Source organism: Streptomyces orinoci (assembly GCF_003121295.1).
GTDB classification, from domain to species: domain Bacteria; phylum Actinomycetota; class Actinomycetes; order Streptomycetales; family Streptomycetaceae; genus Streptomyces; species Streptomyces orinoci.
On the sequence record NZ_PHNC01000006.1, the window covers coordinates 61,981 to 76,946 of the forward strand.

Annotated in this window: 10 protein-coding genes, 2 pseudogenes and 1 riboswitch; of the genes and pseudogenes, 7 read left to right on the plus strand and 5 right to left on the minus strand. The window is 72.1% G+C overall.

From position 1 onward, the window contains the following. Positions 1–88: 88 nt before the first annotated feature. The 4 genes from CV755_RS02150 to CV755_RS02165 all read left to right on the plus strand — a co-directional run bounded on the left by CV755_RS02150 (position 89) and on the right by CV755_RS02165 (position 5,013). Positions 89–592 carry an LURP-one-related/scramblase family protein gene (locus tag CV755_RS02150; protein ID WP_109278397.1) on the plus strand — a complete coding sequence of 168 codons (504 nt, stop codon included), beginning with the start codon at positions 89–91 and terminating at the stop codon, positions 590–592. 183 nt (positions 593–775) lie between these two features. After that, complete coding sequence (locus CV755_RS02155) at positions 776–1,798, plus strand: tetratricopeptide repeat protein (protein WP_109278398.1); 1,023 nt, start codon at positions 776–778, stop codon at positions 1,796–1,798. Between the two features lie 123 nt (positions 1,799–1,921). Further along, positions 1,922–3,028: a PP2C family protein-serine/threonine phosphatase gene (locus CV755_RS02160; protein WP_109278399.1), complete on the plus strand. Its 1,107-nt coding sequence runs from the start codon at positions 1,922–1,924 to the stop codon at positions 3,026–3,028. Between the two features lie 272 nt (positions 3,029–3,300). Continuing rightward, entirely contained in the window at positions 3,301–5,013 is a 1,713-nt protein-coding gene (locus CV755_RS02165) for an NAD-dependent malic enzyme (protein ID WP_109278693.1), read from the plus strand. A gap of 197 nt (positions 5,014–5,210) precedes the next feature. Here CV755_RS02165 and CV755_RS02170 read toward each other — a convergent pair whose 3' ends face one another. Further along, complete coding sequence (locus CV755_RS02170; RefSeq protein WP_109278694.1) at positions 5,211–5,705, minus strand: TetR/AcrR family transcriptional regulator; 495 nt, start codon at positions 5,703–5,705, stop codon at positions 5,211–5,213. On the opposite strand from CV755_RS02170, the pseudogene CV755_RS02175 reads away from it, so the two are divergent. Beyond that, positions 5,686–6,771: pseudogene (locus CV755_RS02175) on the plus strand (FAD-dependent oxidoreductase); the annotation flags it as partial. The gene CV755_RS02170 and the pseudogene CV755_RS02175 overlap by 20 nt on opposite strands. A 12-nt stretch (positions 6,772–6,783) precedes the next feature. On the opposite strand, the gene metE reads toward CV755_RS02175, so the two are convergent. From metE to CV755_RS02200, 4 genes and pseudogenes are all read right to left on the minus strand, one after another. Beyond that, positions 6,784–9,108: a 5-methyltetrahydropteroyltriglutamate--homocysteine S-methyltransferase gene (gene metE / locus CV755_RS02180; protein ID WP_109278401.1), complete on the minus strand. Its 2,325-nt coding sequence runs from the start codon at positions 9,106–9,108 to the stop codon at positions 6,784–6,786. A 164-nt stretch (positions 9,109–9,272) separates the two neighbouring features. Next, positions 9,273–9,463, minus strand: a riboswitch (cobalamin riboswitch). A 469-nt stretch (positions 9,464–9,932) separates the two neighbouring features. Then, a pseudogene (locus CV755_RS37045) lies at positions 9,933–10,196 on the minus strand (lysine transporter LysE); the annotation flags it as partial. Between the two features lie 951 nt (positions 10,197–11,147). Continuing rightward, the gene (locus CV755_RS02195; protein WP_109278402.1) at positions 11,148–11,768 is read right to left on the minus strand and encodes a hypothetical protein; all 621 of its coding nucleotides are present in this window, start codon (positions 11,766–11,768) and stop codon (positions 11,148–11,150) included. After that, positions 11,765–12,295, minus strand: coding sequence for a hypothetical protein (locus tag CV755_RS02200; RefSeq protein ID WP_109278403.1), 531 nt, complete (start codon positions 12,293–12,295; stop codon positions 11,765–11,767). The genes CV755_RS02195 and CV755_RS02200 overlap by 4 nt, the downstream gene beginning before the upstream one ends. 683 nt (positions 12,296–12,978) lie before the next feature. Here CV755_RS02200 and CV755_RS02205 point away from each other — a divergent pair. Further along, positions 12,979–13,497 (plus strand): hypothetical protein, encoded by a 519-nt coding sequence (locus CV755_RS02205; RefSeq protein ID WP_109278404.1) that lies wholly within the window; start codon positions 12,979–12,981, stop codon positions 13,495–13,497. 162 nt (positions 13,498–13,659) lie between these two features. Further along, a complete protein-coding gene (locus CV755_RS02210) occupies positions 13,660–14,577 on the plus strand; it encodes an aminoglycoside phosphotransferase family protein (protein ID WP_109278405.1) in 918 nt (305 codons plus the stop codon). The last annotated feature ends 389 nt before the right edge of the window (positions 14,578–14,966 follow it).

Consider the following 14,966-nt stretch of genomic DNA (forward strand, 5'->3'; position numbering starts at 1 on the left):
GCGAGCCCTTTGTCCGCCGCACCTCCGCGCCGCCATTACCCTCTGTGGTGAGGCCGTGCTGACGGCCCGGCAGAACGGGGGAACTCCTATGCGCTATCTGGTGCGTGACCGCATGCTCGCCTTTCACGAGGAGGCATGGATCGAGACCGAGCACCGGCAGAAGCTGTACCGGGTGGACCGGAAGCTGTTCCGGCTGCGCAACACCTTCGCGGTGGTGGACGTCGAGGGCCGCCAGATCGCCGGCATCGTCAAAAAGGCACTGACCTTTCACCACACCCTGCTCATCAAGCAGAACGGCACCGTGGTCGCCCGGGTCAGCAAGCGGGCCTTCACCCTCTTCCGGGACCGCTTCACCGTGCGGCTGAGCGATGGACGGCGGCTGGCCATCACCGGCAACCTCTGGGACCGCGAATTCGACATCCAGCACCAGGGCACCACCCTGGCCCATATCTCCCGGCGCTGGTTCAGCATTCGTGATGTCTACACGGTGGATGTACTGCACCAGCCGGACGAGATTCTGCTGCTGGTCGTGGCCGTATGTGTGGACCACATCCTCCAGGACCTCAAGGGCGAGAAGCTCACCAATCTCTGAACCGGGCGCCCCGCCGCACGCGCGGCCTGAGGACCCGTACGACTCAGTGATGACACCCGTCCCACCGTGGTACCGCAGTCTGACGCCAAACCCGCATCCAGGCTGACCTGCCCGACTGCCGTCCGCTCATAGGTTGTTGGGCGAAGACCGGTGACGGCGATCGATGAGGAAGACGGGCACATCATGTACAGCAAGGCCTTCGCTCCCGAATACCAAGGAGTGCTCGGGTCCGCTCTCTCGGTGAACTCCTCCTACGAGGAGGTGCTGGCCAAGGCGACCGAGGAGCAGCGCCGTTCGACGCTGGGATATGCGCGGGCCGGGCTGGCGGTGGCGGAGGCGAACCGGCGGCTGGGCCGGGTGGCCGAGGCCGAGCGGGCCTGGCGGGACAGCTACCGTGCCGCACGGCGGGCCGGGGACAGCGCGGCGATGGCCTGGGCGCTGTGGAGCGGCGGCACCCTGGCCCGGCAGCGCGGCAGGCTGGCGCTGGCCTGCCGCTGGCTGGCGGCCGCCGCCGAGTGCGCGGAGCGCGGCGGGGACCGGACCGCCCGGGGCTACGCCCTGGCCGGGCTGGCGGAGACCGGCCGTATCCGGGGCGACTACGCGGCCGTCGCCGCACTGCATGAGCAGCTGCTGGCCGAGGCGCGGGCGCATGGCGAGGCCCGGCATATGGTGTGGGCGCTGGAGGGCATCGCGCAGATGCACCGCAACACCGGTTCGCTGGATACCGCGTTGGCGATGTTCGAGGAAGCCGCGGAGATAGCCGCCGGCGCCGAGGACGCCCGCGGTCATGCCTGGGCGCTGCGCGGCATCGCCGATGTGCGGTCGGTACGGGGTGAGACCGGCCGGGCGCTGTCCCTGCTCACCCGGGCCGAGGGGATCTGCCGGAGCATGCGGCTGGAGAGCGCGCTGGCGTACAACCACAAGATGCGCGGGAACGTGCTGTTCCGCGCCGGGCGGTACGAGGAGGCGCGCGAGGTCTACTCCGGCGCCCTGGCGGAGTTCCGGGCCATGGAGGAACCGCGCGGGGCAGCCCTGTCCAGGCTGGGACTGGTCAAGTCGCTGGCTCGCCTTGGCCGTTCGGCCGAGGAGACGGAAGCCGACCTGGCCGAGCTCGATGAGACCTTCCGCCGTATCGGTCTGGACCACGCCCGCGCCGGCCTGGAGCGCTTCCGGGCGGAACTGGGGGCCCGGGCGGCGGCCGCCTGAGATCCCCGGCGCCGGGCCCCGGCGTGCCGCCCGCCTGTGCCGGCGCACCCGGGTGAGGATGTCGGATACCCGTGCCCGTGGGGTGAGCGGCACCGGGGCGGCCGGGAGAGCGGGAGCGGGTACGTGAGGAGAGCGAGTGCGCGGCGCACCGTCGTGGCGCGCTGGTTGGTGCGTCATCCGCGACTGCTGCCGGTGCTGCTGCTGGTGGCGGGCGTCCTGCTCGACTACAACACCTCTCCGCACTTCAGCGCCGAGGCCTTCTACACCGCGGCGCCGATGACGGCCGCCGCGCTGCTCTCGCTGCGGGCGACCATCCTGGCCGGTATCGGCGCCTGCCTCGCCGACCTGGCCCTGCTGGCCCACTTCGGGTTCATCGAGGATTCCGGCGGTCTGAGCGAGCTGGCCGCGGTGGCCACCGTCTCGGCCTTCGCCGTGGTGGTCAACCGTCTGATCCACTACCGCGATGTACGGCTGCGGTCCATGCGCCGGGTGGCCCTCACCGTGCAGCGCGCCGTACTGCCCCAGCCGCCCACGGCCATCGGCCCGCTGCGGATCGCGGTGCGCTACCAGTCGGCCGTCGCGGACGCGCAGATCGGCGGTGATCTGTACAGCGTGCAGGACACCCCCCATGGGGTGCGCTGTCTGATCGGTGATGTCCGGGGCAAGGGCATGGAGGCGGTGAAGACGGTGGATGTGGCGCTGGGGGTGTTCCGGGAGGCGGCCGAGGAGGAACCCGACCTGGTGTGCGTCGCGGCCCGGCTGGACCGGGCCCTGCGACGGGAGGCAGGGCGGCGGGCGGGCGTGGAGCGGGTGGAGGGCTTTGTCACCGCCGTACTGGCCGAGATCCCGCACCGCGGTACCGGGCTGCGGCTGGTCAACCGCGGCCACCCGGTGCCGCTGGTGCTGTACGGGGGCGAGGCGCACCCGGTGGAACCGTCCCGTCCGGCGCTGCCCCTGGCGCTGGGGGACCTGGATCCGGAGGGGGATTGGGTGGACTCGGTGGGCTTCCCGCCCGGGGCGACCCTGCTGCTGTACACCGATGGCCTGACCGAGGCCCGTGACGGTGCCGGGGTCTTCTACGACCCGGTCGCCGGGCTGGCCGGGCGGGAGTTCTCCGAGCCGGACGCGCTGCTGGACGCCTTGCTGAGCGAGGTGGGCCACCATACGGGTGGCCGTATCACCGATGACCTGGCACTGCTCGCCGTCACCCGCACCTCGGCCGGGTGCTGACCCAACTAACCGTCTTACGGCGGCAGTTGGCGCCGTACCGTCCATGCCCCGCGCCCCCGGCAGGCGGCCGGCCACCGGGTGCGCTGATGGAGTCCGCCGTCCGCGCCGGGCCGACGGGCGCCCTCGCCGGCCGCCGCCGGTGGCCGCGGGTCGCCGCGGGAGTTGTACGGGCGGGACGCCGCCCGCCCCGCGCGGCATACCTGCCGCTCGCGGCGATCGGTGCGATGGTGCTGCTGCTCAAGGTGACCGATGCCGTGCGAGGAGGCAGGCCCATGAATCCCGGACCCACCCGCTGGAACGCACTTGACCGCTGCTGGGAGACCACCGCCCGGGGCCGGGCCGTGCTCACCGATCCCCGGATCAACAAGGGCACCGCCTTTCCCGCCGGGGAGCGGCAGGAACTCGGCCTCATCGGCCTGCTGCCGCCCCGGGTGCTCACCCTGGAGCAGCAGACCGCCAGGGTCTTTGCCCAGTACCGGGTCCAGCCCAGTGACCTGGCCAAACACGTCTATCTGACCGCCCTGCACGACCGCAACGAAGTGCTCTTCTACCGGCTGATCAGCGAGCATCTGGAGGAGATGCTGCCGATTGTCTACACCCCCACCGTGGGCACCGCGATCGAGCGCTACAGCTATGAGTACCGGCGTCCGCGCGGGGTCTATCTCTCGGTGGATGCCCCGGCGGATATCGAACGATCGCTGCTGGCCACCGGGCTGGGACCGGACGAGGTCGATCTGCTGGTGGCCACCGATGGCGAGGCGATCCTGGGCATCGGCGACTGGGGCGTGGGCGGCATCAATATCTCGGTGGGCAAGCTCGCGGTGTACACCGCCGCCGGTGGCATCGACCCGGCCCGCACCATCGCGGTGATGCTCGATGTGGGCACCGGCCGCAAGGAGTTGCTGGACGATCCCCTCTATCTGGGCAACCGCCACCCGCGGGTGGACCGCGAAGCCTATGACGCCTTTATCGAGGCATATGTGGAGACCGCCAACCGGCTTTTCCCTCATGCCCTGTTGCACTGGGAGGACTTCGGCCCCGGCAACGCCCGTCGCGTCCTGGCCCGCTTCCGGGACCGGGTGCTCACCTTCAACGACGATGTGCAGGGCACCGGAGCGGTGAACCTGGCGGCGGTGCTCTCGGGGGTACGGGCCAGCGGCACCCCGCTGCGGGAGCACCGGGTGGTGGTGTTCGGTGCGGGCACGGCGGGGGTGGGGGTCGCGGACCAGCTGCGTGACGCGCTGGTCCGGGACGGGATGGCGGCGGCGGAGGCGACCCGGCGGATCTGGTGCATCGACCGGCCCGGTCTGCTCACGGACGACCTGTCCGGGCTGCGGGACTTCCAGCTCTCCTATGCGCGCCCGGCGGGCGAGGTCGCGGGCTGGCGGCGTGACCCGGCCCTGGGGGGCATTGCCCTGTCGGAGGTGGTGCACCAGGTGAGGCCGACCATTCTAATCGGCACCTCGGGGCAGGGCGGGGCCTTCACCGAGTCCATCGTCCGGGAGATGGCCGCGGCCGTGGCCCGGCCGATCATCCTGCCGATGTCCAATCCCACGCCCTTGGCGGAGGCCGCCCCCGCGGATTTGCTGGCCTGGACCGATGGCCGGGCCCTGGTGGCCACCGGCAGCCCCTTCGAGCCGGTGACCCATGGGGAGGTCACCTACTCCATCGGGCAGGCGAACAACGCCCTGGTCTTTCCCGGGCTGGGCCTGGGCACGATTGTCGCCCGGGCGGCGCGGATCACCGACGGCATGCTCAAGGCCGCGGCCGAGGCGGTTGCCGGTCAGGTGGACCCGAGCGAGCCGGGCGCGGCGATCCTGCCGCCGATGCGGCGGTTGCGGGATACCTCGGTGGCGGTGGGGGCGGCGGTGGCCCGCGCCGCGGTCCGGGATCGGGTGGCCCGGGCGGAGATCGGGGAGGACGTGGCCGCCCGGATCCGGGCGGCGATGTGGGAGCCGGATTATTGGCCGGTACGGGCGGTCTGAGCGCGCCCCGGCGAGGGGCGCGGGGAACTGGGCGACCAGCCGCAACGCGGCCCCCAGCCAAGAGGATGTCTGATCAGCGTCCAGGCCGTGACGCAGGTTTCGCCGGTTTCCGTAGGACGTGCGTCGGCTCACGGCGGCGAAAACGATGACGCGCAACCCCTGTAAAGGCAGTGGGAATTGCGTGACCGCCGACAGGGCTACGAGGCAGGCGGCTTACCGGGCGGTTGCCAGCCGCGGGTGAGGATGTCGAAGACCGCCTCGACGGCGGCCCGGTGGTCCGGCCGGCTGCGCGTGAGGGCCGGGATGTCGAGTACAAACCGGGCAAGAGCCTTGCAGGCGAGGTCGTCGTGGTCCACGCCGAGCTCATCGGCGATGGCCGCGCCGAGGCTGTCGGCGTACCGGGTCCACATGCGTTCGGCGTATGCACGCAGCGCCGGCGTGGAGTCCACCAGGTTGAGGAACGCGGGCCCCTGAGGATGCGCCTCGATCGAAGGCCAGGTGTCGAGGACATGCTGCCGGAGGGCGTCGAGGATGCCCTGACCCGAGGGCCGCTCCCGCACCGCCGCGATCAGCTCCGCCTCTCGGTCCTCGTCCAGGTCGAATACCAGCGCTTCCTTGCCGCTGAAGTGCTTGAACACCGTGGCGGTCGATACATCGGCGGCGTCGGCGATGTCACGGATGCCAGGCGGCACCCTCGATCTGCACGCCGACCACGGCCAGGCCGCCCTGCGCCAAGCCGGCCTGCTCGACGAGTTCCTCGCCCTCGCCCGTCCCGAAGGGCAGGAGATGCGCAAGCTGGACCCGGCGGGCACGGTCACCTTCCGTCAAGTCCCTGCCACCGACGAGCTCTTCAAGCCGGAAATCGACCGCGGCCAGCTGCGCAACCTGCTGCTCGACTCCCTGCGGACGGGAACCGTGCACTGGGGCCGCACCCTCGACACCGTCAGCGGACCCGCCGAGGGGCCGCGGCGCCTGCACTTCGCCGACGGCACAAGCATCGAGACCGACCTGGTCATCGGCGCCGACGGCGCCTTCTCCCGGGTACGCACGGCCGTGTCCCCCGCCGTCCCCGAGTACACCGGGTTCAGCTTCCTGGAGGCATGGTTCTCCGATGTGGACAACCGGCACCCCGGGATCGCCGAGCTGGTCGGCTCGGGCAGCGCCCACGCGGCTGATGGCGAACGCGGCCTGTTCGCCCAGCGCAACAGCGGAAACCAGATCCGCGTCTACCTCATCCGGCGCGGTCCGGCCGACTGGATCCCCGCCAAGGGGCTGACCGCCGAGGACACCGATGCCATCCGCGCCCTGCTGTGCGACGAGTACGCCCACTGGTCGCCCCGTATGCGCCAGATGATCACCGAAAACGACGGCCCCTACATCCACCGCCCGATCCTCGCCCTCCCTGTCCCGCACACCTGGGACCACAACCCGACGGTGACCCTGCTCGGCGATGCCGCCCATCTGATGCCCCCGCTCGGCGTCGGCGTCAACCTGGCCATGCAGGACGCCGGCGAACTCGCCCTCGCCCTCGCCGACGCGGCCACTGTGGACGACGCCCTCCGCGGCTACGAGCAGACCATGCTCCCCCGCGCCATCGAGACGGCCAAGGCCCTCGAAGGCGCCACCCAGCACCTGCTGTCCGCCGCCATACCCGACTTCGGCGGCCGCAGCGACGCCCCCCGGGCAGCCGGCCCCGGCGGGGAGGGAACGGGGCACCCTGGCCGGGCCGATGCGCACGGCCCGGCCAGGAGCCGCTGAACCGGCACCCCGTCAGGAGGCGGTGCCCTCCAGTTCCCTGCGCACCGTGCGGGCCGCCGCGACCAGGTTTTCCAGGGCGGCGCGTACCTCCGCCCAACCGCGGGTCTTCAGGCCGCAGTCGGGGTTGACCCACAGACGGCCGGCGGGGATCGCGGCCAGGCCCTTGCGCAGCAGGTCCGCGATTTCGCCGGCGCCGGGGACGCGTGGCGAGTGGATGTCGTACACCCCTGGGCCGACTTCGCGCGGGTAGCCCGCCGTGGCGAGCTCGTCGGCGACCCGCATATGGGAGCGGGCGGCTTCCAGGCTGATGACATCGGCGTCGAGGTCGCCGATGGCCGCCAGGACATCGCCGAACTCGGCGTAGCACATATGGGTGTGGATCTGGGTGTCCGGCCGGGTGCCGCCGGTGGCGAGGCGGAAGGACTCGGTGGCCCAGGCGAGGTACGCCGCGTGGTCGGCCGTACGCAGCGGGAGCGTCTCACGCAGCGCCGGCTCATCGACCTGGATCACCGAAGTGCCCGCGGACTCCAGGTCGTTCACCTCGTCGCGCAGCGCGAGGGCCACCTGGCGGGCGGTCTCGCCGAGCGGCTGGTCGTCGCGGACGAAGGACCAGGCGAGCATGGTGACGGGTCCGGTGAGCATGCCCTTGACCGGGCGGGCGGTGAGCGACTGGGCGTAGCGGGTCCAGCGCACGGTCATCGGCTCGGGGCGGGAGATGTCACCGGCGAGGATCGGCGGGCGGACATAGCGGGTGCCATAGGACTGCACCCAGCCGTGCCGGGTGGCCAGATACCCGGTGAGCTGTTCGGCGAAGTACTGGACCATGTCGTTGCGTTCGGGTTCGCCATGTACCAGGACATCCAGGCCGGTCTTCTCCTGGAAGGCGATGACCTCACGGATCTCTGCCTCGATGCGCTCCTGGTACCGGGCGGCGCCGATGCGGCCGGCCCGCAAGTCGGCGCGGGCGGTGCGCAGTTCACCGGTCTGCGGGAAGGAGCCGATGGTGGTGGTGGGCAGCAACGGCAGGCCCAGGTGGGCGCGTTGGGCCGCGGTGCGCCGGTGGTAGGGCTGGGAGCGGCGGGTGTCGGCGTCGGTGACGGCGGCGGCGCGGGCGCGGACCGCCGGGTCCCGGGTGATGGCCGAGGCGGCCCGGGAGGCCAGGTCGGCGCGGTTGGCGGCGAGGTCGGCGGCGATCGAACCGGCCCCGTGGGAAAGGCCCTTGGCGAGGATGACCACCTCCTGGACCTTCTGGCGGGCGAAGGCGAGCCAGCGGAGGATCTGCGGGTCGATGTCCCGTTCGGCCGTGGCGTCCAGCGGGACGTGCAGCAGGGAGCAGGAGGCCGCGACATCGACCCGCTCGGCGAGACCGAGGAGGGTGCCCAAGGTGGACAGCGAATTCTCCAGGTCGTCGATCCAGATATTGCGCCCATTGACCACACCGGCCACCAGGCGCTTGCCGGGCAGGCCGCCGACGGCCGCGAGGCCCTCCAGGTTGGCGGCCGCGGAGCGGGTGAAGTCCAGGGCGAGCCCCTCCACCGGGGCCTTGGCCAGGACCGGCAGGGCCTCGCCCAGCCGGTCGAAGTACGAGGCGACCAGCAGCCTGGGGCGGTCGGCGCGGGTGCCCAGTTCGCGGTAGGCGCGGGCGGCGGCGTTCAGTTCGGCCGGGGTACGGTCCTGCACCAGCGCGGGCTCGTCGAGCTGTACCCACTCCGCACCGGCGGCCCGCAGCTCGGCCAGTACCTCGGCGTACACCGGCAGCAGCCGGTCCAGCAGAGTGAGCGGCTCGAAGCCGGCGGCGACGCCGGGCGCCGGCTTGGCCAGCAGCAGATAGGTGACCGGTCCGAGCAGGACCGGGCGGGCGGCCAGACCCAGGGTGAGGGCTTCGGTGAGTTCGGCGACCTGCTTGGCGGCGTCGGTGGTGAACACGGTGTCGGGGCCGAGTTCGGGGACCAGGTAGTGGTAGTTGGTGTCGAACCATTTGGTCATCTCCAGCGGCGCCACCTCCTGGGTGCCGCGGGCCATGGCGAAGTAGCCGTCCAGGGCGTTGCTTTGGACGGCCGCCCGGTGCCGGGCCGGGATCGCTCCCACCATCACGGTGGTGTCCAGGACGTGGTCGTAGTACGAGAAGTCGCCGGTGGGCACCTCATGGATGCCGGCCTCGGCGAGCTGCCGCCAGTTGGCGCGGCGCAGCCGGGCGGCCGTCTCCCGCAGGGCGTCGGCGGTGACCCGGCCCTTCCAGTAGCCCTCGATCGCCTTCTTCAGTTCACGGCCCTGGCCCTGGCGGGGGTAGCCGTACACGGTGGCCCGTGCTGCCGCGGCTGCGGACTTGCTGGTCACAGAACTCTCCTTCGCGAGCTGCTGACTTGACCCCGATGGGAATACGGGCGCGAAGGGACGGCAGACCGGCCGGGACACCGTCATCATGGGTGCCCGTCCGCTGTGTACGCCGACCCGCCCGCGAGGTCACCGGGATGTCCGCGCACGAGACGCTCGCACGCGGGCAACGGGCAGGTCTTCGGACTCGCGGGCACGTCTGCCGGGCAGACCCCTACTGGCCGTCGCTTCCCAGGCCCTCGCCGGGCCCAGTGCGTATGACGGCGGTCGTTCCCGCTCACCGCTGCGGGGCAGTCCCGGATTCCCACCGGGTTCCCTCTTACGACGCGCCTGCCTGGCGGGCAGGGCGAACCAGCTGCACCGGCCACCCTAGAGGGAGAACCCCCGGCAGCAACAGGGGTGTTCATCTGCCGGCGGCCGCCTCGGTGGGCTGGATGTGAGCGGTCCGCCTGTCGCCGACAGGGCGATCGCCCAGACCGCCGACACGATGATCGCGGTCGCCGGGGACGGCCCAGCAGGACGATGGGGAACCCGATGACATTCGGGTCCCGGCCGGTGACCCGGCGCCGGTACTGCTTCCCCTCGGGCGTGGTGAAAGCGATGCGCCGCTCGATGGCGTCCCCGGGTGGGCGAGGTGGCGTCCGCGAAGTCCGCCATCCACACGCCGGTCTCGGAGTTGAGGGCGTTGAACGTCGCCCCGGCGGTCCGGATTTCCACTCAGACCGCGTAACGTCCGGCGGCCCGCCGCCGGGCTCTGGAGAGCCTCTCGGTAAACGGTCACATCTGGCTGTTCATACGCCCTTTGACTCCGAATCAGGACGACACCCGGTGGCAACCCCGAGTGCGGCAGACGCACCGGTCTTCAAAGACGTCCGCGCGGTAAGGGCCACCAGATATGCCGCAACCGCTCCGACCGGCATGGCAATGCCATAACCGGCAAGGAGCCCCGCGACCAGCGCGGCGCTCACGACCGCGCGAGCGGCGGTCTCCGCGACCGGCCGGGCTGCTGCTGAACTCGCATGAGGCGAGCGGCGGAGGTCGGCAGCAGCGAAGCGGTCATCATGGCCATGCGCAGATCCTGCGAGCGCCAACGCCGCCCATGCAACGCATTTTGCCCACCGCTCAGCCCCGTCCGGCGCGTGCGGCGTCGTGCGGGGTCCCCCGACGCGGAACGTAGAGGAGTTCGGCGCCGTGGCGGTCGAGTTCCATGCAGCGCAAGTTTGTGCGTGTAGCGGACCCGGTAGTCGGGGTACCCCATCAGGCCGAGCGCACGCCGGTGACCGATCCGGCGCGTGAGAACCAAGCCTTCCGGCTGGCGCGGCAGGACATTGCGACGAGGAGGCCGCGCTCCTGTCCCGGCTGCGGAACCACGTCGGCCACCGCGAGCTGCGACGGTGGGCGTGCTCCGGGCCGGTGGGAGGACCGGGCGAGCCCGTTCCGGTGCCGCCGCGAGATGAGAGGAGCCGCCATGGCCGCGGTCAAGCGGTATGCCGTCGCCGCCTCCGGGGAGTGGTTCGACAACGAGGACAACGTACGGCTGCCCGCCGGGGAGGTGCACGCCTGGGATCCCCGGCCGTGAGCGGGCGGGGGGACGTGCCGGGCAGCAAGGGGCCGACGAACAGGCGGCGTTGCTCGGCGGCGGAGCCACGCCGGAAGAGGCAGCCGGGGCGCGCGCGGATCACCTGCGTCTGCGGATGACGCTGTTCGAAGGCGTCCAGCACCCGCTCCGGATACGCCTTCTCGCGGGCGCAGGCGGCCTCCGGCCAGCCGTGGTTGGGCCATGACTCGTCCACAAGCCGGTCCCCCGATGGAGCACGGTGCATGCCGATGCCCCGGAAGCACTCCGTGAATCGGGGCCCTCGTCGGCGACGTCGGCGCCGATCCACGTCGTCCTCAGCGGCCGCCGGCTGGGCACCCGGCGGGCGATCCCGCGAGCGTCCGGACCAGGCCGTCCCCGACGTTCCCGGCGTTCCCCGGTGTCCCCGTGGCCACCACCCGCCGGCCCGCTCGGCCGTTCCGCTGCGGCCAACCCGAGCGGCGGCTTACGCTCCCGGCCGCGTATCCGGCAGCTCCACGATGGTGGTGATGCGGACGAGTGAGGGCCGCGGGGGCACGGAGACAGAACCGAAGCGCACCGGCGGTTCGACCCCCGCGAGCGGTCCCAGGTCGGTGGCCTGCCACCGGGCCTCCCCGCCGGTGATCCGGTGCAGGTCGCGGGCACCGTAGAACGACCGGTGCCCGGACGGGGAGTCGCCGAGAGTGCGCAGGCCCACCGCCCGGGCGGGCAGATCGGCGCAGCGGATCCACAGAGGGCGAGCGGCAAAAGCGGACGGCACCCAGCGCAGCAGCCGGCCGAGTGCGGTCCGGGGGCCGGTGGTGAAGCGCCACAACAATGGGCCGGCGGTCACCGTCCAGTGGGCGCCGACTCGTTCCACCGTCACGGGCTTGATGTCCACGTCATCGAAGCGGTAGGTCGCGGCCACGAAGTCCGCCACTCGCTCGGTGGGGGCCAGCAGCCGACGCGTCCCATCCGGGTGCTCCATCATGACGTCGCCGAACGGGCCGAACGGCGAACGCGGCCAGTGCCCGAGCACAAGGCGGGTCCCGGACGCCGTGCCGACCCCCGCGATCCATCCGTCGAAGCGCAGGCGCGGCCTCGTCATCGGCCGGTCCTCAGGGGCACTTCTTTCACCGGGGGCCTCCCGTGCGGTGTTCCGGCTCGCGACGGCGGGGAAGGGCGGGCGCGGCGGCGAACCGGTGTGCGGATGGCGTCCCGGGACGCGTGGCGCTGACCGGGACCCGGGCCGCCGCGAGCGGCCAGGGCGTCGGCAACGGCCCCGATGGCGGGGGCGTAGTCCGCCTTGTGCAGCAGATCGACGACGAGTCCGCCGCGCAGCCAAGCGGCGGGCAGCGCACCAGCACCGGTGGCGTCGTCCAGGAACGGGCCGCGCAGCTCGGCCCGGGCCATCGCGGAGTGCAGCACGCCCGGCACGGCGCCCTGACCGCAGCGCCTGGCCGGATTGGCCGCCGCCGTTGGCCCGTCCCATCCGGCCAGGCGGCGCGGCATCCGCCCGGGGACCCGCGAATCGGGGTGGCCGGTGCACCGCTCCTCGGCCTTCTCCGCCAGGGCCGTCGCCGTCACCCCGGCGACTCCGGGGAGCAGGCCCTCCCACGCCACGCGTTTCCTCATGCCGCTCCGGGTACCCGGCCGCCGGGGCATCCTCGCTCGGTCCGACCGGATCGGGTGAGGCGGGCAGATCCTGCGCTTCCCGGGTATCCGACCGGGACGTTCGAGGTCGCGTGCGTAGCCCCGGACGGGCCGGAGTTACCGCGCTCTCCGGCGGCCGCGTGGACGGTGCCGCTCAAGCACGCCGCTCTGTACGGGCCTTCGCGTCGTACTGGCGTGGTGGTCTGCGGCGACGGGCGGGTGCATCGGGCAAGAGCTGATGCTGCTGGACTTCCGTCCGACGGAGGTGGTGGATCTCCTCGCAGCCCTTCCGGTGTGCCTCGTCGGCACCGAGCAGTCGGCCGGTGTCACACGCACACCGGGCTACTGCGCCCGCAAGGACGGAACGGCGCAGTCGCTCATCTCGACTGCCGCCCCGCCGAGCGGCGGCGTCCATGGGACCGGGCGGAGTCGGAGGCGCCGAATGCGGCCCCCTGCACGAAGAGAGGTGGGGGTGCGGTGCTGCTGCCAACGCCGGCTGGCGGGCTACCGCCATCCTCCGCGCCGGGGACCACGGGGCACCGGTGAGGTCCGTCGGGAAGTGTGTGTCGGATGCCACTGCCCATGCCGTGATATGGACCATTTCTCCCGGAAAGACCGAGCGTTATTTTGGGTCGTCCAGACCCCAGGAACCGGACGGCCGGACAGTGCCCGCAGATCTCTCTCCCCTTATATCGGCGACGACTCAGTGGCTGGTACGTGCCTATCCCTCGGGGGGCGGCACCATGGCCGCCGCCCTCGCCGATGCACAAGCACGCCAAGCCGTCACGGTCGCGGCGTGGCTGCGCTACCCCACCTCGATGGACGCCGCTCTCGTGCAGGTCGCAGGCCCGGGAGGATCGTCACGTCTGGACTGGATCACCGGTGCCGACAACCACGAGTCCGACGACCCCACGGAGCACGCGTGGCGCACCTGGGTGGACGAGGTGGTGGCCAGCTGGGCCACGGTCCTGCTCACCACGCCGGAGCTGGCCGCGGCAGCACTGGCGGCCGTGGAGGGCTCCGTTCACCTGAACGGGGCACCGGTGGAGTTCCGCCGGCTGCTGGCACCCGATGCCCACGACCGGCGGTCAGCCGCGCTGCTGCGCCACCCGGACCTCGTCGCGCCCATCGCCGACCTGCACCGCACTGAGCTCCTGGACCTCCTGAAACCCTCGCCCTCGTAAGCAGCCACGCGAGGCCCGTCATGCCCTTCGGCGTGTCCTGAACTGATTGCGCAGACTGGTGGCAATGCCGGGCCGACCACGGCACAGGGGCCTGCCCCTGCGGCCATAGTCCGAACGTTCGTTTGCCGACGGCAAGCCGCCGCCCGACTACGGTTGTTCCGCATGACCCACACCCAGATCGAGATCACCGCGGAGTTGGTCCGGGGCCTGCTCCGCGACCAGCACCCCGACCTGGCCGATCACCCGGTAAGGCTCGGCGCATGCGGCTGGGACAACCAGCTGTGGCGGCTCGGCGACGACCTCGCCGTCCGGCTGCCCTGGGCGACGCACTCCGCGGACGCCCTGCTGCGCAAGGAACACCAGTGGCTTCCCACCCTCGCCCCGCGTCTCCCCTTGCCGGTCCCCGTCCCACAGCGCCTCAGCGAGCCTTCCGAGCGGTTTCCGCGGCCTTGGCTCGTCACCACCTGGGTGCCGGGAACGCCCGCCGACCGCGCCCCCGCCACACGCGCCGCCGAGGCGGCCGACACCTTGGCCGCCTTCCTGACCGCTCTTCACCGGCCCGCCCCCGAAGGGGCGCCGGCCGGCCGCGACCGCGGGGGTCCGCCGGCCGCCCATGCCGAGGGGTTCGCGCAGGCCCTGACCTCGGCCACCGACCTGGGGCTGCTCCCCGACCCGGACGCCATCCGCGCCATCTGGGAAGACGCCGCTGCCGCGCCCGACTGGACGGGACCTGCGCTGTGGCTCCACGGCGACCTGCATCCGGCCAACATCCTCACCGAGGACGGCACTTTCTGCGGCGTGATCGACTTCGGCGACCTCTGCGCAGGCGATCCGGCCTGCGATCTCGCCGCCGCGTGGATACTGCTGCCGGACGGCGCCGCCGACCGCTTCCATGCCGCCTACCAGCCGACCCCGGACGCCGCCACCTTGCGCCGCGCCCGCGGCTGGGCGGTGCTCAAGGCTCTGGACTGCATCTTCATCGGAGAGGCCGGCATCCACGGGCGCCCGGGCGGCAAACCCACCTGGGGCCCACCCGCCCAGACCGCCCTTCGACGCCTGGTCGAGGCGGCCCGCAGCTGAAGCCAAAGCGGACAGTGGTTATGCCGGGTGGCGAGGCCGCGCAACGCTGCGAGCCTTCGCTCGGCGGCGGGGCCGGCCTCGATGCTGGCCTCGATCGCGGCGACCTCGCCGAGCCACCCTTGTTACGGGACGTAGGGAACCCCGAAGTCGTGCGCTCCGACCTGCGCGCCCGGCCCACCATGCAGTGACAGCCGATCCGCGGTCCGCCCTCGCCGGCTCTCTGGAGCGCACGCGAGGAGAACGGCACCACGCGGCTGACGCTGCGGCTCCACTCCGGCTGACCCGAGTGGATGGGATGGTGCCTACGAGCTGATGTGGGCGTATCCGGGCCGCCGTCGTGGCCGGGCTCTCCGGGGGAGCCGAGTGGTGACCACCTACCGCAGGAAGCC

Coding starts and splice junctions, on each gene's coding strand:
- CV755_RS02150 (WP_109278397.1), top strand. CDS start 89: ATGCGCTATCTGGTGCGTGACCGCATGCTCGCCTTTCACGAGGAGGCA.
- CV755_RS02200 (WP_109278403.1), bottom strand. CDS start 12,295: ATGAGGAAACGCGTGGCGTGGGAGGGCCTGCTCCCCGGAGTCGCCGGG.
- CV755_RS02195 (WP_109278402.1), bottom strand. CDS start 11,768: ATGACGAGGCCGCGCCTGCGCTTCGACGGATGGATCGCGGGGGTCGGC.
- CV755_RS02210 (WP_109278405.1), top strand. CDS start 13,660: ATGACCCACACCCAGATCGAGATCACCGCGGAGTTGGTCCGGGGCCTG.
- CV755_RS02165 (WP_109278693.1), top strand. CDS start 3,301: ATGAATCCCGGACCCACCCGCTGGAACGCACTTGACCGCTGCTGGGAG.
- CV755_RS02155 (WP_109278398.1), top strand. CDS start 776: ATGTACAGCAAGGCCTTCGCTCCCGAATACCAAGGAGTGCTCGGGTCC.